Source organism: Coleofasciculus sp. B1-GNL1-01, from assembly GCF_040220235.1.
Classification (GTDB): domain Bacteria; phylum Cyanobacteriota; class Cyanobacteriia; order Cyanobacteriales; family Coleofasciculaceae; genus Coleofasciculus.
Map to the genome: position 1 here is coordinate 1 of NZ_JAVJTO010000098.1, position 22,809 is coordinate 22,809.

Consider the following 22,809-nt stretch of genomic DNA (forward strand, 5'->3'; position numbering starts at 1 on the left):
AGTGACAGGAAGCAATAAGCTGTTCGGCATTTAAACCATAATGTCAAGAATTGCGAGATCCTTGCCGTAGTGCGAGCATCTTGCTCGCTACCCAGGAGCATCTTGCTCGCTACCCAGGAGCATCTTGCTCGCTACCCAGGAGCATCTTGCTCGCTACCCAGGAGCATCTTGCTCACTCCGGAGGGATAATGGTTAATTGATCAATTCATATCCTCAAAAGGAGCTTTGTAAATTTTGAACTTCTGTTTCAATATCAGCCATAAGAAACCGACATCATCAACAAAATATCGTTTCCACAATCGTCTCGGTTCAACCGAAAAACGATAAAACCATTCTAAGCCAATGTCACGGAGAAACTTCGGCGCTCTTTTGACGTTCCCCGCTTCAAAATCGATCGTTGCACCGATTCCCATAATTATTTTAATATTGGGATTAAATTTCTGCTTATATTTACTGATAAATAATTCTTGCTTCGGTGCTCCAACTCCTACCCCCAAAACTGTAGCGCCTGAATCATTAATCAGTTGCAAAATTTTTTGGCATTCTTGTTCATCGTTTTCAAATCCCCATGGGGGTGAATATTCAGCGACGACGATTTTCCGACCGATTCTAGCGTTTATTCTAGCTTGCGCTTTCTTCGCTACACCCGGAGCCGCTCCTAATAAAAATACACGAATATCAGGATTGTCTTTGTGATAATGGCAAAAAGCAGGAAAGACATCTGATCCCGCTAGTTTTTCTTTGAAGGGAGTCCCCAAAAACTTAGAGGCGTAAACTAAAATCTGACTATCACATATTACGTAATCAGCCGCTTTATAAGCCTGCAAAAACTGCCGATTGTTTTGTAATTGCATGAGGTGATCGACGTTAGGGGTAAATACAATACCCTGCTTTAATTTCTTTAAAAACTCATCTTTAGAAAAATTATCAATATATAAGTTAAGGATTTTAACTTTTTGGCGAACCGAAAGACCGTTATCTTCATTAGCTAGAGGTATCGGCATAACCTCGGGTTCCGGTGTAAACTGGTTATCCTGTTGGTCTTTCATTGAGCGTGGAACTGATGATGAGTTCATAGTAGAGACAACCCCACTGATACTAATTTTACCTTATACTCCAATTAAATGGCTGTTGATTCAATTTAAAGAGTCTTGGTAGAAAATTAAATCTGTCAGCCGACTGATGTTCAGATGGTTAGCTGCTATAGCTGATAACCTGTAGACAATGCTCTACATGTCTTTCCCTTTGTCCAGAATGAAAGATTGATGGATGCCTCAACCATATATCTGGTGTGAATCTTAGCGGAAATACGCAACCCGTGCATCCAGACCCTGCGATCGCAGTCGATGGGAAATCTCTTCAGCACCGTCACGATCTGCAAAGGAGCCAGCATTGACAAATTTACCTCGTCCAGAGTCAGCGGTAAATGCCCCCGACACATATCGTTGCACTCGAGTGAGTGTATCTCCGTTATAAATGGGGACAACGACCACATAACGATTTTGCTCAAGTGTTGGAATTAACCCCAGCGCCTGAAGCGTGTCTTGATTGGCTACGCCATCGGGAAATAGATTATTTGCTTCCTGAAACTGCTCAACGGCGTTTTGAGTTTGGAACCCATAGATGCCATCAACTGGACCGGGGTCAAAACCTGCCTGTCTTAACTTTAGCTGAAGTTCAACTACATCTTGACCGCGATCGCCGGGACGCAATTCTCTAAACCTAGACTGTTGAGTCTCAATTGGAGGCGGTGGTGTAACTTGTCCTCTGCTAGGAGATAAAATATTTCCGAGACTCGGAGGAGGTGGCAAGGTGCCAATCGTTGTACTAGGAGGAGGTAAAGTGCTTGAGGCAAAGGTCGAATCTAAGGGTGAAATGCGGCTCAAGTTATCGAACAACACAGATTGGGTGCGTTGACCGACGATTCCATCCGGAATCAGCCCATTGCGGCGCTGAAATCGCTGGACAGCATCTGCGGTGATCGGACCAAAATACCCAGTGGGTTGCTGATCAAAATAGCCTAAGTCCTGCAAACGCCTTTGAATCTCAATGACTTGAGATCCACGACTTCCTTGCTGTAGTGTTTGGGCAACAGCTTTGTCTGTAAGTCCTAAGCTGCTGAGAATGATGGCGATGGCGAATAATAGCCAGTGGAATGGTACGGGAGAAGGCTGGGTCAATCGCCATTCTTCCCGATTGACACTCTCTAAACCCACCTCGTCTGGGTTTTCCAACGCCCAGATAAGATGGCTATAGGCAAGGGTTTCCATAGGTTTCCTAGATAACTTTTATTGCTAGTTTATCAACCTATGTGGAAAGATAGTTAAGTAGGTGGGAAAATTTCAAGTTAATAGTAGGGATCGTCATTTGTCGTTTGTCATTTGTCATTCGTTGATTAGGAACTCTCTTGCCCTGCTCCCAGACGTGCCATGGCACGTCTCTACAACTCTTGCTCCCCCAGCTTCCCTTGCTCTCTAACCCCACCACAAGACTTATTCAGCAGACCCTATATTAAGCCTGATCGCTCGATCAGAACAGCAGACAGCGCGGCTATACCTGTAATTGTCAAGGCTAATAGAGGGTGTTGACCCTGACTCACGGCAAACGAGGTGACGATTCCAGCACCCAACGCGGCGGTAACTAGGGCAGTCCAGATATCTTTATTCGTGTTTTTGTGGTACATGCGTATTTTTCGTTAAAGAATTTTACAACTATTCAGACAGGTTTTCTCACCGTACCACTCTCTTTTATTGAACTGAAGTCTCTACTCAATTATTGCAATCAAGATTTAAATTTAGCTACGTTTCTTAATATAATCTCGATGTGGCACGATTTTGATGGATGATGGTGATGACTTCTATCCAATCCGGTTAATCATTGCCGATATATTCTTGCCAAGGCAATCCAGCAATTGCCATAAATTCAATTAGACCTGACACTTAATCAGATGAGGAGTGACCCAAATGAGCCAAATTAGCCTGTGGAGCAAGTCAGCCGCACTTTTGTTGTTAGGATTTACTGTAGCAGAAGGCTTACCAGCAACGGCTAGTGTAGCTGTTGGCAGAGAACCAACTCCGTTGGTGAATACTTGGGTTCATGCCACGGAGAATGTAGAACGTCATACTTATAGAAACCTTCTAAACTATCAACCTAGAACATTCCCGTCAACCCTACCTTCCCCGACAAATTCTTTTCTGCTTACTCAAGGGTTGATCGGGCAATGTCGGGCGGCGGCGCGGTCAATTTTTATCTACGCGGAACGTTCAATCGCTAATCCGATTCGCGCTTTACAAGCCGATGAACAAGTCATCCTGGCTGAAGCTAGTGGTAGGAATGGTTGGATTGCGGTTCGTTCTCCGATTAGTGGATTTGTCCAAGCGAAAGATCTCAAGCCTTGCGCGGGGAATCCTGCGCCTACGCCCTCACCCACACCACCTAACCGTTGTCGCCGAGTAATTTATGAAGAAGATGAAGGATTAGCGATTCGGGAAAGTCCCAACACGAATTCAGCGAGAGTGGGTGGCGTCTTCTTTGGCGATCGCGTCACTCTTTCTGATCCACCCCAATTTAGATTAGATGACGCTGGACGTGAATGGGTAAGAATTACCGCCCCGACTGCTGGTTGGCTATCTAATGGGTTTCCGCAACTGGGCGATATTAATCTGAAGGCGTGTTTCTAAAGGGAACAGGGAACAGGGAACAGGGAACAGGGAACAGGGAACAGGGAACAGGTAAGGTAGAATTTCGAGTGAACTTCCCTATCTCCCCCAGCTCCCTCTGCTTCCCCTGCTTCCCCTGCTTCCCCATCACCCCATCTTCCTCATCTCCCCATCTTCCTATCTCCTTCAGTCCACTCGCTCAACATTTCCCGCCTTGACCCAACCTTCTTGTTCACTACCAGACAGGCGTACTCTCTGCCATTTTTGATCATCGCTTTCTTTGAGGATGATAATTTCCTTATTGTAGGCTACGCCACCAATGCGATTGGCATTGAGACTGGGAGAATCGCGCAGGCTTAATCCTTCGGGCCAGGTTACCCGCGCTTCATACGCGCCAGGGGGTAATTCTTCGGGTTCTGGGGATTCACTGGGAGTGGGACTAGGACTGGGTTTTGGCTTCTGGGCAGATTGAGCGGGTTTCTTCGCCGAATCAGGGGATTTAACGGGTGACTTGGCTTGCTGTTCTTCGGCAAAAATGGGTTTAGCTGGATTGACTGATAATTTTGTGAAAAAGTAATAGGCGACGGCACCCCCCCCCGCCAATAATATGGCAATACCTAGAATAAATCCGATAAAAAACTTGGCAATACCTGATAAGCTCATAGCGTTTATTGTTAGTTGTTTGTCATTGTCAAATAGTTGTCGTACTTAAAGGGTAGTCAGGGCGGGTTTTGTACAAACGCTACTATCAAGATAAAAAAGAAAGTCCCTAAACCCGCCCCTACAGACGCGCCAGGTTATAGCCCTACGGGGATACGTTAGGACATTCCCCTGTTGCCTATTGCCTGTTGCCTGTTGCCTTTTCACCCAATTGTATTGTCCTAACCTTAATGCGTAGTGCTATATTTGAGCGAAGCGAAGGATCAAAACCATGCCCTCGAAAATCGTAAAGGGTCAAAATTCAAAACTCAAAACCTCTACTGCAGTTGACGCTGAATCCGACTACTTAAACGATTATCTCTTGACGCCATCCGTGCTTTTCCCGCCGCCGCCCAGTCTTTGAGAAATTGAATTTGTTCTTGGGCGGTACGGGCAAGGGGAACGATTTGGCTGGCGGCTTCTAATATATCATCGGTGGTAAAGTCTCGGTTTTGACTAAAGCCAATGTGCATGGCTTCAATCAGGGTTTGTTCAATTTCTGCGCCGGAAAAGTCGGGGGTTTCATAGGCGAGTCGTGCTAGATCATAGTTTTTGAGGTTATGAGGGCGCAGTCGCCCTAAGTGGAGTTCAAAAATCGCTTGACGTTCCTCTTGTGAGGGTAAGCCGACAAAGAAGATTTCATCAAATCGCCCTTTCCGCAGCATTTCCGGCGGTAGGGCTTGGATATTATTGGCGGTGGCGACAACAAATACAGGAGATTTTTTCTCGGCTAACCAGTTGATGAACGTACCAAATACTCGACTGGCGGTACCGGAATCGCCTTTGGATTCTACTCCCGCAAAAGCTTTGTCAATTTCGTCAATCCAGAGAATACAGGGGGCTAAGGCTTCGGCGAGTTGAATCATCTGGCGGGTGCGGGATTCAGATTCTCCGACTAAGCCGCCGAATAAACGCCCGACATCTAAACGTAATAGGGGAAGATGCCAATGGTGGGCGATCGCCTTAGCGGTTAGTGATTTTCCGGTTCCTTGGATTCCGACTAACAGCAAGCCACGGGGATGGGGTAATCCATAGTGTCGGGCGCGTTCGGTAAATGCACCGCCTCGGCGCAGCAGCCAGTCTTTGAGGTTGTCTAAGCCGCCAATGTCGGAAATTTGTTCTGTGGTGGGGTAATAGTCTAAGATTTGGGTTTGACGAATCGATTGGCGTTTTTCCTCTAACACCATTTCCACGTCATCGGGTTGGATTTGTCCCTGCGCCGCGATCGCTCTGGCTAAGACTCGGCGTATCCGTTCTAAGGATAACCCTTGACAAGAACGCACCAGTTCATCTAAAACTTTGTCGCTCAGGGATTGACTGGTGGCGGCGACTAAGCGACTAATTTCGGCTTTAATTTCTGAGACATCGGGTAAGGGAAACTCTTGTACTGTCAGCACTTCGGTTAAGTCTGAGGGGATGGCGACTTGAGGGGTAACAATAACGATGTTTTTTGGTTGGGATTTGAGGAGTCGCGCCAGGTTTTTCAGTTTTCGGGAAACGGAGATGTCCTCCAGAAAGCGGTGAAAGTCTCTGAGGATAAAGATAGAAGGGGCATTGGCGGGGATTTTTTCGACAAACTCTAAAGCCTGTAAGGGATTACGGCGTCCAAATCCTTGATCATTGGGGTTCCCTTGATAGCCATCGACAAAATCCCACAGATAAACCGCCCGTTCACCCAACCGTTGAGCCGCCTGTGCGATCGCGACTTCGGCTCGTTCTTCTTCCAGGGTGGGGATGTAAATTAGGGGATAGCGGGCGCGTAGCAGCAGCTCAAACTCATCATTAAAACTCATGGGGTTTTGGCGGGAAATGCAACAACTTCAAAGCGAATCAGTCACCACACCTCATTTTACCTGTATTGAATGAAATGAGAGGAGGGCGGGTTTTGTATCTCCGTTAGAGAAAATAACCAATATTTATCCCTAAACCCGCCCCTACCTGGATCTAGGCAAATGACAATGACATAAGACGTAGCTTGCTTCTTTTCGGGAAGCGAGTATGACATAAGACATAAGACATAAGACCATTAATTACCCTGGCAATTTTCCCTTCAAAATTTCCAGAGCATCCCAACGCCGATCAGTTGGCTTAGTGCTATCATTCTCATCCATGACAATTCCTGGACAGTTGGCGTCACATAACTGTCGGGGTGGAATTTCTAGACACAATTGCTCATAAAGCCAACTATTGGGATCAAAATACCCTTGGGGATGTAAGGTTTCCACTAACTCCTCCAAGGGCGTTTCTCGTTCCAAGATACCCAGCTCCTGTTGCTCGGCGGCTTCATCTAACCAAACCAGTTCCGATACATCCACGGTTAACCGATGATTGTACTGCTGCAAACATCGGTTACAGGCTAGGGTAATAATCGTTTCGGCTTGCGCCGAGACTTCTAAATAATTCCCTTGATGCTTAACTTGCAAGCCTCCTCGCACAGGCGTTAGCGTTTCTAAATCGGGCAGGAATTCATTGACCTGAATCACCTCGGTTTGCTCTGGTAATTTAAGCAATCCAGGAATATAAATTGCGTCCATGATGCCACTCCTTTGCTGCCAACAAACCACCCTTACCCCCGATTTTAAACCCTAATTGTCAGTTAAGGACGCAGACGCACCACCAAGCGGCGGTTTGGTTCTTGACCCTGACTGTGGGTTTCTAAATCGTCACATTCCTGGAGCAACGTATGCACTTGACGGCGTTCGGCGGCGGAGAGCGATCGCAATTCGTAATCTTGACCCGTCTCTCGTACTTTCTGCGCCGCCTGATCTGCCAGTATCCGGAGTTCCTCTTGACGCTGTAGACGGTAACCATTGAGTTCAACGGTATACGCCGCCTGATCTGCTAATGGCTTACCGAGGTTAAGTGTTGCATTTGCCAGATACTGTAGCGCATCAAGTACCTTACCATTAACGCCAATCAAACTTTGAATCTCTGTCTCAGTCAATTGGCTTTGATCAATGGTTAACCAGTAGTTGGCTTTACTATCTTGGTTCTCATCAGTGACTTGCACTCTCGCCGACACATTGGATAAGCGTAGCAACTCTTCTAGCCACTGCTGACCCCGCTGCTGATTACTCATAGCTAACTTGATGCTTTTTTCTTGGAACGTTTCGGTTCAAAGGGTAGGGATTCTCGCCCGTCGCCGGACTTGTCCTTGGATTGGGTTTTCCGTTCCGCTTTTTCTTGTTCCTCAACCATTTTTTGGATATTGTCCGGTAGGGGTTCTCGCATCAAAATGAAGGATTGCAGCGTCTGAAAAACGTTAGCAATCACCATGTACATCAACACCCCGGCGGGTAAGGGGAAGAAGAAGAACATCCCGGAAAATAAAACTGGCGTAATCTTATTCACCGTATTTTGCTGGGATGAACCACCGGGAGCATTTTGACCCGTGAGAATCTGGTTCACATACAAACTCACGCCGAAAAATAGAATCATGCCCACAATATCCCAGTGGATTTCGCCATCATCTCCAAAGGCACCCACTCGTCCTAGAGCATTAATAAATAGGAATCCTCGCTCCGCCGCCAGTCCGGGAATTGTCGCCTTTAGGCTTACATCACCCGGTTCTAAGGCTTCCAGGGTGCCATCTTCGGCAAAGCGCACCTTGTCTTCGCCTTTGGTGATTTCCCATTTAGGCACAATTTTGGTGTCTGGATATTCCTTCTCCAGGGTGCTGAGGGATTTCCCTTCAACGGATTGAAAGTCAATTGGCGTCTTTTCCCCTACCACTAACCGATTACCGCTAGGTAATACGGCGGCGACGGGTGCATGAACGCCATCGGCAAAGTAAATATTTTGGGGTTTAGTGGCAAAGGCTTGGGGTTGGATGAACTCCATTTTCTCCCGGGGAAAGATTTGTACATCCACCGTGTAGTTCACATTGGAAAACGGTGATCCCCGCAATGTGGCGAATAGGGCAAACAAGACAGGCATTTGCAGCAGGACAGGGAAACATCCGGCTAGGGGATTACCAAACTCCTGGAAGAGTTTGCTCATCTCCTCTTGTTGTTTTACCTTGTCATCGCCATAGCGTTGCTGAATTTCCTCTTGCCGCTTTTTCATTAAGGGTTGGGTAATTCGCATGCGCCTCATGTTGCGAATGGAGCCTGCGTTCAGGGGATAGAGAGCAAAGCGAATTACCAGGGTCAGTGCCACGATGGCAAGACCGTAGCTTGGCACAATCCCGTAAAAGAAATCCAGGATTGGCAGCATGACGTTGTTGGAAAGAAACCCGATACCAAAATCCATTCGTATAAAGTCAACCTAGGCGCTGTAACGTTTTCTGAATCTAATTTATCGAATATTGGCAGCAATGGGAGGCAATGCCACGCAATTACCGCTGGAATTCTCCACGCTTTCACCCGATGGGGGCGGCTTTCAGGCGATCGCCCTCTTGGGCAGTCTGGAGAATTTTAACGGGCAACTGTATTTCAAGATACAGAAAAGTTTTGGAGTCTTTACACCTGACACCCCATGAACATTGCTTCCCTGCTCACCGCCGTTATACTCTAAGCCTTAACAGAATCTAAGGGCTTACCCGTTTTGGTGGAAACTTTTTCAGCGATGTAATCATAAATTTCGCGAAACTGAGGCATAGCCCGCAGTTCTAAACGGCTATTATCTTTCAGGATAACCACAATATCGCCCCACAGACCGATACCCCGGGGAACTTTCCGCAGTTGGGCAATTTCAGAGTAGATAATATCCGTACGATCGCGCCCTTGCCATCCTCCTGTCACGGAAATGCGACGATTGGTCACCCGATAGCGCAGCCACAACGCTCGCACAACCGCCCCAATGGTTAAGGGCAGGGCAATAACCGTGAACCCCAACAAAATGTTTATAATCAAATCACCGATATGGGGACCCCCCTCATAATAGGTTTCTTCTTTAATGCCCATTTATTACCTCAGCATCTACCAATAACTGCTCTAATTCTTGCAAAAATTGAGCATATTCGCACTCTAAGGCGTTAGGACGCACGCCAACGATGACGTGCCAACCCGGTGTCAGTCGCGGCAATAATTGGCGCAAAGCGGCTCGTATCCGCCGTTTCAGACGATTACGCACAACAGCTTTTTTACTGACTTTTTGGCTGACGGAAATACCGATGCGAGTGGGGGGTAGATCGGGAGGATTGACCTGTGAGTTGTCTGAACAGACTCTAGGCAACTGTAACCCGCGCACGGTTAAATGGCGTCCATAGCGACGAATTCCTTTTTGGTATACTGCCTTAAAATCTCGCCAATGCTTGAGTCGATTCGCCTGGGGCAACAATTGTTATTTGTCCTTGGTCATTCGTCTTATGTCCTTGGTCAGGAAAGGGGCGATAGGGCGCATGATTAAGCACCCTACGCGACTCTCAACGCCTAACAGTGAATTTGGCGTCAGTCCTGAACCTTGACAAGATAACACTACACGGCTAAACGATAACGTCCTTTACTGCGGCGGGCTTTAATCACAGCTCGACCGTTTTTGGTTCGCATGCGGGCGCGAAATCCTGATTTGCGTTTTTGCTTGCGGTTACTACCGCCTAATGTACGTTTTGTCATGGTTTATTGTTTATCGCGCTACATCTTTTAAGTTTGGAAAACAGGGAGAAAGCGAAAGTCGTTATACTACTTTACCCTGTTTACCAAAGAATCACGATCTACTATCGTAACATTCCAACCGCCTAACTAATCGTCAGAATCCAGGTTCCCATATAACGGGGTAGGGGAACATCACCGGGAGTCCACACTAGGCATTCAAAATAAAAAGTACCGCCAAACCGGGGATTTTTCACATTAGACAACACAATCTCCACCTTCTCCTGGGCTGGAACTGGCTCCTGCATGTAAATCTGTAGCTGGTAATTCTCTTTATCCCAATCTACCTCAGCAATGGGTAGTGATTCGCCGTCAACTCTTACCTCAATCCGATCTGTGTCAAATTTTCCGGTGTAATAATCTGGATAACGAACGACAAACTGCTGCACCGCCAATTCCATCTTCTTGCTGGGAATCCTCAGGTAGTATCGATCCCATTGATTGGCTCGACCTCCAAACCCCAAATAATACCTGAGAATATTTTCCCGTTGCACACCGCTAAATATAGTGAGTCCGGGATTACTCTGAGCGAATGTCCGAACGGCTACACCAGTGAATAAACAGCCTGTTAAGGCAACGGCTGAAACGAAGCGTCCTAGAGGAGATTTGCGGATAAACATAAATGGGGAACCTTTCGCTGTAAAAAAAACTAAGATTTTTACTAAACTTTACAGTCTTTGACTGTAACAGATTTTAGTCCTACCGTAGTCGGGCGATGGTACAGACGCTCAAGAGGTAGGGAAAGTGCCTGGGAGCTGGGGGAGTTGGGAAAGCTGAGGGAGCTGGGGGAGCTGAGGGAGCTGGGGGAGCTGGGGATGCTGGGGGAGCTGGGGGAGCTGGACTTAGACAGAAGGGAGTGTGACCTGCTTGACTCTCTGCTTTGACTCAGCTAAAGTGTCTGGCAGTTTCTAGTCACCCTTGAGTTCGCCATATCTGTAGTTAAATATACACAAATTTTGAAAAAAGCTGCTCATACTTCTGATTATTCCGCTTTACTACACCTAGATGAATGTTGATTAATTCGACAATCTGACTCGTTATCGATCACCATTTTTTGGGTCACGCTCGTATTGAATAGTTTAGGCTGATGAAGACAAGAAGATGGGTTTACGGTTTTTTATCAAAAACGTCTCCTTATGTTATAGGCATTATAGGCACGATAGCTAAATTAATTGATCAAGTCGGTAATAGTTGTTCATCACCATCCTAGGTATAGATGGCAGCCGTCAAAAGAGGTTGACTTTCAGGAAAATTCCATTGGCTAGTTCGGATGAAACCTTGATCAAACGTAGTACAGATAAAACAACTCCACTGAATCGTTCTCAAGACAGACAAATTTTCTCAGCCAAAGATAGCCTGGATCGCGTTAATGCAAAAGCAAGGCACAAGGGCTATCATGTCATAAAAATACGACCTTCGTCCGTAGGGCATTAGCCTAACGACCAAGGCATAGTTTTTTCGGTTAGTCTATAAGGGGTTTTCATGAAAATAGCACTGGTTAAAGAAATTGAAGTGGGCGAAAATCGAGTCGCCCTGATTCCGGATACGGTTGCCCGTTTAGTCAAACAGGGCTTAGAGATTTGGGTGGAAAACGGTGCGGGAGAGGCATCGTTTTTTAGCGATCGCGCTTATGAGGAGGCGGGAGCTACCCTAGTCTCAGATACAGGTAAACTCTGGGCTGAAGCTGATGTCATCGTCAAAGTGGGCATCCCCAAAGATGATGAAATCAACCAGATGCGGGAAGGCTCAACATTAATTAGCTTCCTCAGTCCCCTTGGTAAGCCAGAGGTTGCCCAGAAATTGGCAAATCGTCAGGTGACTGCCTTCAGTATGGAGTTGATTCCCCGTACCAGTCGCGCCCAGAGTATGGATGCGCTATCTTCCCAAGCTGGGGTAGCCGGGTACAAAGCGGTACTGATTGCCGCCGCCGCGTTACCGAAATTCTTTCCCATGTTAACTACAGCAGCGGGAACGATCAAACCCTCAAAAGTGTTTATCCTGGGTGCAGGCGTGGCTGGACTGCAAGCGATCGCGACAGCCCGACGTTTGGGTGCTATGGTAGAAGCCTTTGATATTCGTCCAGCGGTTAAGGAGGAAGTACAAAGTCTGGGAGCCAAGTTTGTTGAGGTCGATCTCCAAGAAGATACCGTAGCTGAAGGCGGGTATGCCAAGGAAGTCTCTGACACCGCTAAACAGCGCACTCAAGAGGTGATCGCTGAACGGGTTAAGCAAGCGGATGTAGTGATTACCACCGCCCAAGTTCCGGGCAAAAAAGCTCCCTTACTGGTGACGGAGGAGATGGTCGAGCAAATGAGTCCGGGTTCAGTCATCGTGGATCTCGCCGCCGAACAAGGGGGAAACTGTGCCGTTACCGAAGCGGGGAAAGATATTGTCCGTCATGGCGTCACCGTTATCGGTCCAATCAATGTCCCCGCTTCTATGCCCACCCACGCCAGCCAGATGTACGCCAAGAATATCTCAACGTTATTACAGTACCTGGTTAAAGAAGGACAGTTACAACTCAATTTTGAGGATGATATTGTAGACAACACCTGTATTACCCATGGGGGTGAAATTCGCAATCAGCGGGTGAAAGAGGCTCTGGCTCAAATGAGCACAACTGTCTAAATGTAGATATAGGTTAGGTTCAGGTTGATCATTTGGTTTTTCCCCATAAATCATGAACCATGAACAATGAACCATGAACCCTAAAAAAGGAGCAACAAGATGACTACCACATTCATTGCCAGCTTATTTGTCTTTGTCTTAGCCGCCTTTGTTGGTTTTGAAGTGATCAACAAAGTGCCACCCACCCTACATACTCCCTTGATGTCTGGGGCAAATGCCATTTCCGGGATTGCCGTCATCGGCGCATTGCTCATCTCCGGATCGAAGGAATGGAATGTCACCGTCATTTTGGGATTAGTGGCTGTCGTGCTAGCCACGGTTAACGTGGTGGGCGGTTTCCTGGTTACGGATCGCATGTTGCAAATGTTTAAGAAATAAGAGAGGTGAGCGCATGACCGACTTTCTACCAACTGGGATTGAACTGACGTATTTAGTCGCAACCGGATTATTTATCTTTGGGCTGAAAAAGCTGGGATCACCAGCGACAGCACGCCAAGGAAATGTGTGGGCTTCAGTCGGGATGCTGCTAGCTGTGGTGGCAACTCTGCTGAACCAACAGGTCTTAAATTATCAAATGATTTTGGTGGGGATCGCCATTGGTGCTGTCATTGGTGTGACGGCAGCCTATAAAGTGGCGATGACTGCCATGCCTCAGATGGTAGGCTTGCTGAATGGGTTGGGTGGTGCCGCCTCAGCGTTAGTCGCGATCGGGGAATTTTGGCGCTTGCTGAACGCGGGTCAAGGTGTACCCTTAGGGTCTACGATTACCGTGATTCTGGGCGTACTAATTGGTGGGGTTACGCTCACCGGGAGCTTTGTGGCATTTGGCAAGTTACAGGGGTTGATTACGGGTAAACCCGTAAAGTTTCCCTTGCAGCAAGTATTTAATGCCTTACTCCTGATTAGCTTTTTAGTCTGTAGTGGCTACCTCTTAGTCACACCGGACAATACGACCATCTTTCTGTCGATGGTGGGTATCTCCTCAGTGTTAGGGATTTTCTTTGTCCTCCCCATTGGCGGCGGCGATATGCCTGTGGTGATCTCACTGCTGAACTCGTTTTCCGGGTTAGCGGCAAGCGCGGCGGGTTTTGTCGTGATGAACGATATGCTGATTGTGGCTGGGGCGTTAGTTGGCGCTTCCGGTTTAATCCTGACCAATATTATGTGTAAGGCAATGAACCGTTCCTTACCCAACGTGCTATTTAGTGCCTTTGGTAGCGGTGAAGTCAAAGGCGGTGCAGGTGGTGCCGGTGGTGTCGGTGACAAAGTTGTCCATAGTATTGATGCTGAAGAAGGAGCAATGATGTTGGGCTATGCCCGTTCTGTGGTCGTTGTTCCAGGGTATGGTATGGCAGTGGCTCAGGCACAACATACAGTGCGTGAATTAGCCGATCAGCTTGAAAAACTGGGCGTTGAGGTCAAATATGCCATTCACCCGGTTGCGGGTCGGATGCCGGGACACATGAACGTACTCTTAGCCGAAGCGAATGTCTCTTATGACTATCTCTACGACATGGATGACATCAATCCTCAGTTTGATAATACGGATGTTGCCCTTGTCATTGGTGCCAATGATGTGGTAAATCCAGCCGCTCGTACCAATAGCGGTAGTCCGATCTATGGGATGCCGATTCTTGATGTGGATAAGGCAAAGCACGCGATCGTGATTAAGCGAAGTATGAGTACGGGCTTTGCTGGGATTGAAAATGAGCTGTTCTACGGCGATAAGACGATGATGTTGTTTGGTAGCGCTAAGGATGTTGTGGCGCAGCTTGTGGCTGAGGTGAAGCAGCTTTAACCGACAATTATCGTTTTTTACCACCCGAATCTGACTAAACCCGCCCCCACAATTGAATCAGGGCGGGTTTTGTTGCTCAGTTATCAATGACTAGCGGAATTGAGTCCCTAAACCCGCCCCTACAATTGATTCCCTATCCAGAAATATCGGTTGGGTAATCTGTGTGAACGGCTTCTAGCTTCATCACAATTTTCGGCTTAAGTTTCTCCAGCTCTTGCTTGAGAATTCGTTTACTTAGCTGAGGTTGAGTGCTGGGCATAGCTGCATGGCTGGCATTTGCCCAATCCAGGAGTAGTTTTCGCTGAGTTGAGGCAATGGTGGCGGTCATCACGTTGGCGCAGCGTTGGGGTTCAGTCAGGGCAAAGAATAAAATCCGGTAGTTTCCTGATTCTCCTAAAATGCGGATCACTTTTTGACCCATGGCTGTTTTCAGATCCAAATAACAGGTTAGCCAACGAGCGCCATGTTGCCGATTGTGTAGGGCTGTAATCCATAACACCATGGGATGGGGAGACATCAGAAATAGGAATTGGTTATAGCGGGTGCTAATTCGGCGGTTTTCAATATCGTCCTTGGTTAGCATCACCCAAAGGGTGGCTAATAGTTCCTGACTGGTACGAATAATATGGGGAAAGACAATCGAGGCTTGGGGTTTGTTTTTGGGCCAAGACGTTTGTAAGCAGAGATCTTCAATAGAACGAGCGGGAGGCTTCTGGGGGGGGTCTTCGGCGCGGGGTATTTTCGAGAGTACAGCACCAATCCGCTGACCGAGTTGTCGTCCTTGACCAAAACGCTGTTCTAAGGGTTCTAACGTTTGGATGACTTCCTCAATGGTTTGCGGGCGATCGCTGGCTTCTTTTGCCAGACAACTCATCACCAGTGTTTCCAGGGCTTTGGGCAATTTCAAATCGGGTTTTGCGGATTCAAAGCGGCGCGGTGGGCTGAAGTGATGAGCTTTGTACCACCCACCAAAGGAATTCGATTCGCCTACAATCGGCATTTCCCCGGTGAGCATCTCAAACATCATCACGCCTAGACTGTAAATGTCAGAGCGGTTATCGAGTTCTCGTCCCTCCATTTGTTCGGGGGAACAATAGGCTAATGTCCCCATAAACGAGTGGGTTTGCTCACTATTCGACTGGATCAGCTTGGCAATGCCAAAGTCCAGAATTTTCACCAGTTCTCCGAAGGAGGCGTCTTCAACCACCAAAATATTGCTGGGTTTAATATCGCGGTGAATAATTGGGCTAAGTTCACCTTCGATCACGATTCCCTTATGAGCGCATTGCAGTCCTAAACTAATCTGGCGGCTAATATTGAGAAAGCGAGGTAAGGGGAGGGGTTGTTCGCGAATGATTTCACTTAAGCCACTGCCTTCCAGGAACTCCATGACGTAAAACGAGATGTCATTTTCATCCACGCCATAGTCCCGGACGCGCACGATATGATTACTTTTTTCCCCCAGTAGCGCACAGATTGTTGCTTCTCGCTCAAAGCGATCGCGCATTTTTTGGTTGAGCAAGGTTTGGGATATGAATTTGACAGCGACAATAACGCCGCCAAGTAACATATCTTTAGCTTTATAAACTTGACCCATAGCGCCCTGACCGATCAACCCAACGAGTTGATAGCGGTTGGCGAGTATGCGACCATGATTAGGGTCTTTTGTCATGATTGGTTTAGTGAGAGCTTGGAGCAGTTGTGAACGATACCTATTTACCAGTTTGACCCAAGCGCAATTCGGCAAGTAGCATTCTCAAGAACTAGACCCAATAACTCACTCGGTTACTCGTTCCATTGTGCCATTGTGACCAGCTAGAGTTCATCACTTTATTGAGCGCTCAACTGGAGCTACACTTGTGGTAAACCGAAATCTATTAACTTAATAAGTTTCATAAGTCAAGGATTACATAAAATTTATCAGTCCATCCCAGACTATATCTTGCTACGCTAACACACCAAAAGCAGGTAAAACGTCACAGATTTTTAGGACGGTCAAATCCCAGTGAGTGATTTCATCAAAATACCTCCGATGTAGGAAACTCCGTGTCTTTCAACCGGAGAGGAATACAAGAAGAACGGTTGCTAACCAAACTGGAGGCTCGAAGCCTGATTACTTCAGTGCGGGGTGCTGACCGTTGATACTTCACACCTTATACTTCTGATTATAAGCTTGTGCTATCCAGGCTGTCGTTCTAGCGTTGCTTCCATGGTGCTGGTCAGATAATGACCCGCCATGATGCTACTGGAGAGGTAGTAGGTATTATCATCCAGTTGGTGTCGGGTTTCAAAACCACTACGTCTTTGGCGATCGCTTAAAACCCAATAGCGTTGCACAATTGATTCTGGAGTGATCCAACCTTCGCCCTCAACACGACCCAAAACACTATGCTGCAAGACGAAGGTATACTGCCGTTCTCCGGCATCAAGACGCCCCCGATATTGGAAAGAAATATCCTCGCGCTCATCGTCGGGAAACACCAGCTTTGTCACCATCGTAAACCAGTTTTCTCGACCCCAGGCAACAATTGTTTTCCCTCTCACGCTGAGAAGCGATCCATTGCGCTCCAGCCAATTTCCCTGAAGTGTCCAGCGTCCTGCCTCCATTAAAAAGGTGTGAGCCACAGCGTTACCCTTTGTCTCTAATCGAATAGTGCTGGTTGAATTTGTCCTCAACTATGGCACAATGCCTGACCAAGCAGATTGCCAAAATGGTAGTCATTAGGATAAAAGAATAGGCAATTGTGTTTCAGTATTCAGTGTAGTCCCAAGTGGACAAGAAATGGTTGATTCTGAGTTAATTATTTAGGATGGCGCGATATTACCCAAAACTACCGCTTGTTTCGCGCCCGTAACGGGTGGGAGATTCCCGCAAATGCCCAAGTTTCGCCAATAGGCTAAAACGGCAAAGGCGATCGCTTCTTTGAAATCTCCACTCACCCCCGCCTGATCCGTTGTTTGTATCTGTACGGATTGTAACCGGGTTTGTAAGCGCTGTTTGAGATAGAGATTGCGGCTACCCCCACCGCATACGAATATCTGGTCGGGCATTTTAGGTAAAAAGCGACGATAGCTGTCCTCTATAGACGCGACGGTGAGTTCTGTCAGGGTTGCCAATAGATCAGCCGGACTCAGACAATAGGCTTGACTCTCGGCAATACATTGGTGTAAGTAGTCCCAGCCGAATAATTCTCGCCCTGTGGATTTCGGGGGGGGTTGCTGGAAAAAGTCGTGGCTTAACCATTGGTTGAGCAGGGGTTGACAAACGGTTCCCTGTCGTGCCCAGTTTCCGTCTTGGTCGTATGTTTGACTCCCCTGGGTAAAATGCTGTACAGCTAAATCTAACAGCGTATTTCCCGGTCCTGTATCCCAACCACTGACCAAATCTAACCAATTTCCTTGACAGGGAGGGAGGTAAGTAACATTACCTATGCCGCCGATATTTTGGATACATCGGTGCTGAGTCGGGGAAGACAGCAAACAAGCATCAATTTTGGAGACTAAGGGCGCTCCTTGACCCCCAACCGCAATATCAGCGACACGGAAATTACTGACCGTTTTAATCCCTGTGGCGTGAGCAATAACCTCTCCTCGTCCTAACTGAAGACTATAGCCTAAAGGGGTGTTTGTAGAGACGTGCCATGGCGCATCTAGGCGCAGGGGAGCAGGGGGACGATGGTAAACGGTTTGACCGTGGGAACCAATCAGCGTAGCGGTGGGTGGGTGGTGTTTTTGGATGGTTTGGGCGGCTTGAGCAAATTGTCGCGCGATCGCATCATCTAATGCAGCGAATTCTGCCATCGATATAGAACCACCCGCACAGAGATTAAGGATTTGCGATCGCAGTTGCTCCGGGTAGGGGTACGTCGCTCCTGCCAATAACTCCACAGTTAAATCGGATTCGGAACCAGCAATCTCCACGAAAGCTGCATCAATTCCATCAACTGACGTACCACTGATTAATCCAACGACGCGAGTCATAGTTTTTGCTGGGGGAGATGGGGAAGCAGAGGGAGCTGGGGAAGCTGGGGAAGCTGGGGAAGCTGGGGAAGCTGGGGGAGTTAACTCAAAACTCTAAGCTGTTCGGCATTTAAACCTTAATTGCACTTATGTTCACCTAGGTTATGCCGTTATAGATTCTACCAAGATCTGGCATTTTCTCGAAAAAAAACCTCAGCCGCAAGGCTGAGGTCTATAACCAGGGTGCATCTACCGTTTTTTCCTACAACATAGACTTGATCCGATCAGGAAAAATCCTCAGTTTGGCAAACTAATTTCCATATCGCCTCACCAACGCTACCGGAGGTAAAAAATTGTAACGGTTCATCGTCGCTTAACTGGGTACGAGTGATCAATTCACCTTGAACATTAAAGCGAGCGATCGCGACAGGACGCCAAGCCCGCAGTGGACAAATCATCGCACTGTAAGTCTTTCGCGCTAATAGTCCTTGTTCATCCGGTTCTGGAAAGACAGACATCTGCCAGAACCAGACCGTATTATGGCGACGTTCGACAAATTCGGGGTCAACGTAGTAGTCAATATCATTGTGATCACGGGCAACAAATACCCACTGATCAGCCGCCGCAGGTAAAGTGGCGAAGAAGGTGGTGATGCTAGCTAGAATTAGACGTCTGAGCCTCATCAAGCGTCCTCACTCATCGCGATCGCATCCTAACTCTTGCAGTCGTTTCTCGTTTTCCACCCGCACCTGAGTATCATCACTACCACTGGCGATTAGGATATTTCTCTTTAAAACATTTATATCAACACTATTGAATTTTTTGTTGTCAAATGACTGATCCACTTCGATACCACTTGAATAATTTTCTGCTCGTTTACCCTGAGTCGTGAGGGGCCACAGCATTGTTCGTCCGTCATCGCCGCCACTGGCTAAGTAACAACCCCCGTTACTCAAAGCCACGGATCGCACAGGTAGACTACCATGACCATTCGACCAGCGATCAAGAATTTCACAAGACTGATTATCTACCAAACAGGGTCGCATATCCCATAGAGTAATGATACCTTGATTGTCAGATGTTGCCAAAAGATAGGGTTTTAATTTGGCAATATCCATGCTTAGTATATAGTCATCTTGTCCGCCTTCCTGTCCAGCTTGGTAGGTTACTTTACGCAGAGAATTATCTCCCAAGTTTAAAATGACTAACTGATTAAATCGTCCAGCAACGGCTAAATTCTGATTTCCTTGTCCTATAAACTTTAATCCATAGACAGCAAAATCAAAGTTTAGCTCCAGAACGGGTTCTTTTGCAGGATCAAATTGCCCTATGTTTTGGTGTAAATCTTGATAAATGTCCCAGCCCAGCACCTTACCACTGCCATGACCGCTAAAAAGATAGCGAGAGTCTTCGGTAAACTCTAAGGCTAAGACACGATCATCTTTTTGGAAAACAAAGGAATCCATTAATTTTGGAGTTTCTGCCAACAAATTTAACAGTTGAATTTCCCCATTTTCTAACCCCGCCGCGACGAAGTTGTTATCTACTGGTTTATAACGAATAACGCGCACCGCTTTACCTGTATTGGCAATCTCATCTACTTCTGGATTCGCAAAGGGATTAAAAAAGCCATCGACTCGCCATTTAATTAAGGTTTGGTCATTGGAACCACTGACGACATTCTGGCTCATGCCATTAAATTGCACCGAATTCACTTCCGCCTGATGTCCAAATCTATTATTATTAGGATTAAGCCAAGAGAGTGCCCAAAGTAGGTATAAAATCAGGAGTCCGCCAGCGAAAAGTAACCAGGTTGGAATAATTGGATAAACATTCAGTTTTAAAAATTGACTCGTGGGATTAGTATTTCCTAGACGCTGATCCGATAACGTCGCCATGGCTTCTAAAGAAAGTTCCTTTTTTCGACCCCATAAATGGCGTCGGGCTTGAACTCTCAGCAGTGCTTGAGCCGTTTGACCTGGATTCAATTCGGCGGGTTTATCCGGCAATTCTAATGTACATTCCTGTTGATCTTCACCCTGAATATTAACAGTAACCTGTTGCTGAAGATTGCTATGATTCTCAAATTCCAAGGTGTAGGGAACGGGTGGATTCCGCCAGTTGAGTATCCAAGCGCGTTTGGTGGGAATTTGCTGCTGTTTGGGAGTGGCGCTAAACTCAACCAACCCCATAGGTAAAACTTCTAACGTACCTTCCACTTGGGCGGGAGAACCATGGCGATGAGTCGCCGCGATCGCAAAGGGATAAATCCGGCTGGGGGCTTGGGAAATGTCAGGAATTTGGCAAATAAATGTTTCAGTGACTTGTCCGTTTGGAGGTAGATATAACTGGCGTTCAGTTCCATCAACAATCCAGGTTGGATCTAAGCCCGAAAGTTTCAACGTAACATGGGTTTCCAGTTGACTGGGATTATAAACTCGTACCGGAATTTCATCTTCATTTGCCGGATATTCTTGAAACTCCCGCACAGGCAAATCCAATTTTAACGGAATTGAACCCGTACCCTGTTCTAGAATCAACCGCAGCACTTCTCGGTCTTCATCTGGGAGTTCCATGGAGAAGACACGCACTGTTAGGTTCATCAATCCGACAAACCCGGGTACAGGATTATCGACAATCGCCACCTGAAAATGGGTAACGTCACCCGGCGGCTTTTTGGTACTCACTTCTGGGGAGATCTTGTACCAATCTGGAAGCCGATCAGGATCAACTCCAGCCGCCGTAACTTCCACCTGAAAACTGGCAAAGCGATCGCTATCATTAACGACCTTAACTTCAAATGAAGCGGGTAGACCTCCAGGCTTAAATCGAAGTTGTTTTGGGGCAACCGTTGTATCAATTAAATTATCTACCATTTATTTTTTCCCTTACGTCCTAAACTCCCCCAGTTTCCCTGTTCCTTGACACATGACAAATGACGAATAACCAACACTCTACATTAACCTATCAAATAGCTCATCTCGGCGCGATGGTGCTGACGGGTTTGATGGATTGGAGGGGTGGGAAGGGGATGACGCCATCACCGTTGGTGGTGGCTGCTGTCCACGGGTTAGTTGTCGGCGACGCCAAGCTAAATGCAAAATGTTAATCCCTAATTCCTGGGCTGTACGCATTACTTCACGGGGAATCAGTCGTTTTTCATTAATTCCCCAAGCCTCCGATAAGTTACCGATCGCGACAATAATCCCCCCACCACTTAAGAGTTGAATCGGTTTTCTATTGATACGAGGTGTCGTGGCAAAAAGAAAGGGTTGAGTCCGCAGTAAGTCGTGACGGTCTAATTTTTCCAGTGGCGTTAATCGGATGCCTAGACTTTGGGCAAATTCTTGGAATCGACCCGCGATTGAATTCTTGCGTCTGGCTAACTCTGTAGCAATCATCTCTCGTTCACTGACAATATCTTGTCGGCATTGCTTTAATCTAGTATCTGTATCAATAGTGGGATTATTATCAAGTTGAGTTAATGACTGTTCGAGTTCTTGGTAAACGTTGCTCAGGTCTTTAATCGCATTGCCTTGTAGCCAATGTTTCAATCCTGATGACGCTTCAACTAAAACTGTACCTCCTGCTTGTAAATACTTTCGCAGAACCTCAAATTCAGAGTCTCCGAATACCTGAACTTGGCGATCTGTCATGAAAAATAAATCATACTCTAAAATAGCTTGTAGCTCTGCTGATTGTAAACTAAATTGTCCGATTTCATCACTCCCCTGCAAGGCTGGATAAAGTCCAGCGGTTGATTGGAGAAGATAGGAAAGATTTGATAAAATACGCTCTTGTTCAGAGTCATCCACAGCTAACCCTTTGTACATGGCAACATGAACGATCGCCAGAGGTCTAGCTTGGGGCTGAAGACGGTAGCGCAAGTCCAACTGGTTATAGCTAGGGGAGAAACTATTGACGGGTGCTTCCAGTTTAACGGGTCCTGTTTTGAGAAGAATCCGGCACAGTTCCACATCCCCTTCTGTGGGTGGATTTGCCTTTTCATCAATCCGAAATGTTTCGACGATGCGATCGGTAACTCTACGGGTGCGTAATTCGGCGGGATCTCTAAATTTAACTACCAAATACACCATCAAGGGTTCTTCCGGAGTGGCTTCTGAAGAAATCCGATAGGACATGGGTTCTGGCACTACGATAAAATTGCCAAATAAATCAATAGCAAGTCCCGGTTGAATTTCCACCCAACGTTCATCTCGGTATTTCGCCACAACATTAGCAGGTGCAGGAACAATATGCACCCCCAACCCAAAGACTATTCCGGGCTGATGCAGCGATTGGTAAAAGGTACTATGATACTGGCGGTGATAGTGGTGAGCTAACTGCCAACGTTGGGCATCAATGAGTAAGCCGTCTGTGACATGGAGACGCTCAAATTGTTGGAGAGATGGGGGAGGGAAATGGTTAGTCATTGGTTATTGGTCATTAGTCATTGGTCATTAGTCATTGGTTA

23 protein-coding genes are annotated in these 22,809 nt (G+C 47.0%); 5 read left to right on the forward strand and 18 right to left on the reverse strand.

Annotation, left to right across the window (positions count from 1 at the left end; all coding sequences use genetic code 11):
• Positions 1-200 precede the first annotated feature (200 nt).
• The 3 genes from RID53_RS24165 to RID53_RS24175 form a co-directional block, all read right to left on the reverse strand.
• Positions 201-1,004 (reverse strand): WecB/TagA/CpsF family glycosyltransferase, encoded by an 804-nt coding sequence (locus RID53_RS24165; protein ID WP_446390551.1) that lies wholly within the window; start codon positions 1,002-1,004, stop codon positions 201-203.
• A 294-nt stretch (positions 1,005-1,298) separates the two neighbouring features.
• Positions 1,299-2,270, reverse strand: a complete 972-nt coding sequence (locus RID53_RS24170) for a peptidoglycan-binding domain-containing protein (protein ID WP_446390527.1) — start codon at positions 2,268-2,270, stop codon at positions 1,299-1,301.
• A gap of 236 nt (positions 2,271-2,506) precedes the next feature.
• The gene (locus RID53_RS24175) at positions 2,507-2,683 is read right to left on the reverse strand and encodes a hypothetical protein (protein WP_446390528.1); all 177 of its coding nucleotides are present in this window, start codon (positions 2,681-2,683) and stop codon (positions 2,507-2,509) included.
• 280 nt (positions 2,684-2,963) lie between these two features.
• On the opposite strand from RID53_RS24175, the gene RID53_RS24180 reads away from it, so the two are divergent.
• On the forward strand, positions 2,964-3,680 hold the full coding sequence (locus RID53_RS24180) for an SH3 domain-containing protein (protein WP_446390529.1): 717 nt from the start codon (positions 2,964-2,966) through the stop codon (positions 3,678-3,680).
• A 165-nt stretch (positions 3,681-3,845) separates the two neighbouring features.
• On the opposite strand, the gene RID53_RS24185 is transcribed toward RID53_RS24180, so the two are convergent.
• The 5 genes from RID53_RS24185 to yidC form a co-directional block, all read right to left on the reverse strand.
• Entirely contained in the window at positions 3,846-4,322 is a 477-nt protein-coding gene (locus RID53_RS24185; protein ID WP_446390530.1) for an SH3 domain-containing protein, read from the reverse strand.
• A 314-nt stretch (positions 4,323-4,636) separates the two neighbouring features.
• A complete protein-coding gene (locus RID53_RS24190; RefSeq protein ID WP_446390531.1) occupies positions 4,637-6,151 on the reverse strand; it encodes an AAA family ATPase in 1,515 nt (504 codons plus the stop codon).
• Positions 6,152-6,388: 237 nt separating this feature from the next.
• Positions 6,389-6,892: a YceD family protein gene (locus RID53_RS24195; RefSeq protein WP_446390532.1), complete on the reverse strand. Its 504-nt coding sequence runs from the start codon at positions 6,890-6,892 to the stop codon at positions 6,389-6,391.
• A gap of 62 nt (positions 6,893-6,954) precedes the next feature.
• Positions 6,955-7,437, reverse strand: a complete 483-nt coding sequence (locus RID53_RS24200; RefSeq protein ID WP_446390533.1) for a Jag family protein — start codon at positions 7,435-7,437, stop codon at positions 6,955-6,957.
• Positions 7,438-7,439: 2 nt separating this feature from the next.
• Entirely contained in the window at positions 7,440-8,609 is a 1,170-nt protein-coding gene (yidC, locus tag RID53_RS24205) for a membrane protein insertase YidC (RefSeq protein ID WP_446390534.1), read from the reverse strand.
• 55 nt (positions 8,610-8,664) lie between these two features.
• Here yidC and RID53_RS24210 point away from each other — a divergent pair, with 55 nt between their 5' ends.
• A complete protein-coding gene (locus tag RID53_RS24210) occupies positions 8,665-8,838 on the forward strand; it encodes a hypothetical protein (protein WP_446390535.1) in 174 nt (57 codons plus the stop codon).
• 31 nt (positions 8,839-8,869) lie between these two features.
• Here the strand turns inward: RID53_RS24210 and RID53_RS24215 are convergent, their stop codons facing one another.
• The 4 genes from RID53_RS24215 to RID53_RS24230 form a co-directional block, all read right to left on the reverse strand.
• Positions 8,870-9,262, reverse strand: coding sequence for a PH domain-containing protein (locus tag RID53_RS24215; protein WP_446390536.1), 393 nt, complete (start codon positions 9,260-9,262; stop codon positions 8,870-8,872).
• Positions 9,252-9,638, reverse strand: a complete 387-nt coding sequence (gene rnpA, locus RID53_RS24220; RefSeq protein WP_446390537.1) for a ribonuclease P protein component — start codon at positions 9,636-9,638, stop codon at positions 9,252-9,254. Before rnpA ends, RID53_RS24215 begins: the two co-directional genes overlap by 11 nt.
• A gap of 137 nt (positions 9,639-9,775) precedes the next feature.
• A complete protein-coding gene (gene rpmH / locus RID53_RS24225) occupies positions 9,776-9,913 on the reverse strand; it encodes a 50S ribosomal protein L34 (RefSeq protein ID WP_006105140.1) in 138 nt (45 codons plus the stop codon).
• Positions 9,914-10,035: 122 nt separating this feature from the next.
• Positions 10,036-10,569, reverse strand: coding sequence for a DUF2808 domain-containing protein (locus RID53_RS24230; protein ID WP_446390538.1), 534 nt, complete (start codon positions 10,567-10,569; stop codon positions 10,036-10,038).
• A gap of 862 nt (positions 10,570-11,431) precedes the next feature.
• Here RID53_RS24230 and RID53_RS24235 point away from each other — a divergent pair.
• From RID53_RS24235 to RID53_RS24245, 3 genes are all read left to right on the forward strand, one after another.
• On the forward strand, positions 11,432-12,577 hold the full coding sequence (locus RID53_RS24235) for a Re/Si-specific NAD(P)(+) transhydrogenase subunit alpha (protein ID WP_446390539.1): 1,146 nt from the start codon (positions 11,432-11,434) through the stop codon (positions 12,575-12,577).
• A 99-nt stretch (positions 12,578-12,676) separates the two neighbouring features.
• Positions 12,677-12,955 (forward strand): NAD(P) transhydrogenase subunit alpha, encoded by a 279-nt coding sequence (locus RID53_RS24240; protein ID WP_006105018.1) that lies wholly within the window; start codon positions 12,677-12,679, stop codon positions 12,953-12,955.
• A gap of 13 nt (positions 12,956-12,968) precedes the next feature.
• Entirely contained in the window at positions 12,969-14,375 is a 1,407-nt protein-coding gene (locus RID53_RS24245) for an NAD(P)(+) transhydrogenase (Re/Si-specific) subunit beta (protein WP_446390540.1), read from the forward strand.
• A 133-nt stretch (positions 14,376-14,508) separates the two neighbouring features.
• Here RID53_RS24245 and RID53_RS24250 read toward each other — a convergent pair whose 3' ends face one another.
• From RID53_RS24250 to RID53_RS24275, 6 genes are all read right to left on the reverse strand, one after another.
• Positions 14,509-16,047: a serine/threonine protein kinase gene (locus RID53_RS24250; protein WP_446390541.1), complete on the reverse strand. Its 1,539-nt coding sequence runs from the start codon at positions 16,045-16,047 to the stop codon at positions 14,509-14,511.
• Positions 16,048-16,553: 506 nt separating this feature from the next.
• Positions 16,554-17,000: a hypothetical protein gene (locus tag RID53_RS24255; protein ID WP_044210386.1), complete on the reverse strand. Its 447-nt coding sequence runs from the start codon at positions 16,998-17,000 to the stop codon at positions 16,554-16,556.
• Between the two features lie 180 nt (positions 17,001-17,180).
• Positions 17,181-18,356 carry an anhydro-N-acetylmuramic acid kinase gene (locus RID53_RS24260; RefSeq protein WP_446390542.1) on the reverse strand — a complete coding sequence of 392 codons (1,176 nt, stop codon included), beginning with the start codon at positions 18,354-18,356 and terminating at the stop codon, positions 17,181-17,183.
• 263 nt (positions 18,357-18,619) lie between these two features.
• On the reverse strand, positions 18,620-19,018 hold the full coding sequence (locus tag RID53_RS24265; RefSeq protein ID WP_446390543.1) for a surface-adhesin E family protein: 399 nt from the start codon (positions 19,016-19,018) through the stop codon (positions 18,620-18,622).
• A gap of 9 nt (positions 19,019-19,027) precedes the next feature.
• Positions 19,028-21,211, reverse strand: a complete 2,184-nt coding sequence (locus RID53_RS24270) for a hypothetical protein (protein WP_446390544.1) — start codon at positions 21,209-21,211, stop codon at positions 19,028-19,030.
• A 78-nt stretch (positions 21,212-21,289) separates the two neighbouring features.
• Entirely contained in the window at positions 21,290-22,768 is a 1,479-nt protein-coding gene (locus tag RID53_RS24275; protein WP_446390545.1) for a DUF4159 domain-containing protein, read from the reverse strand.
• Positions 22,769-22,809: the final 41 nt, after the last annotated feature.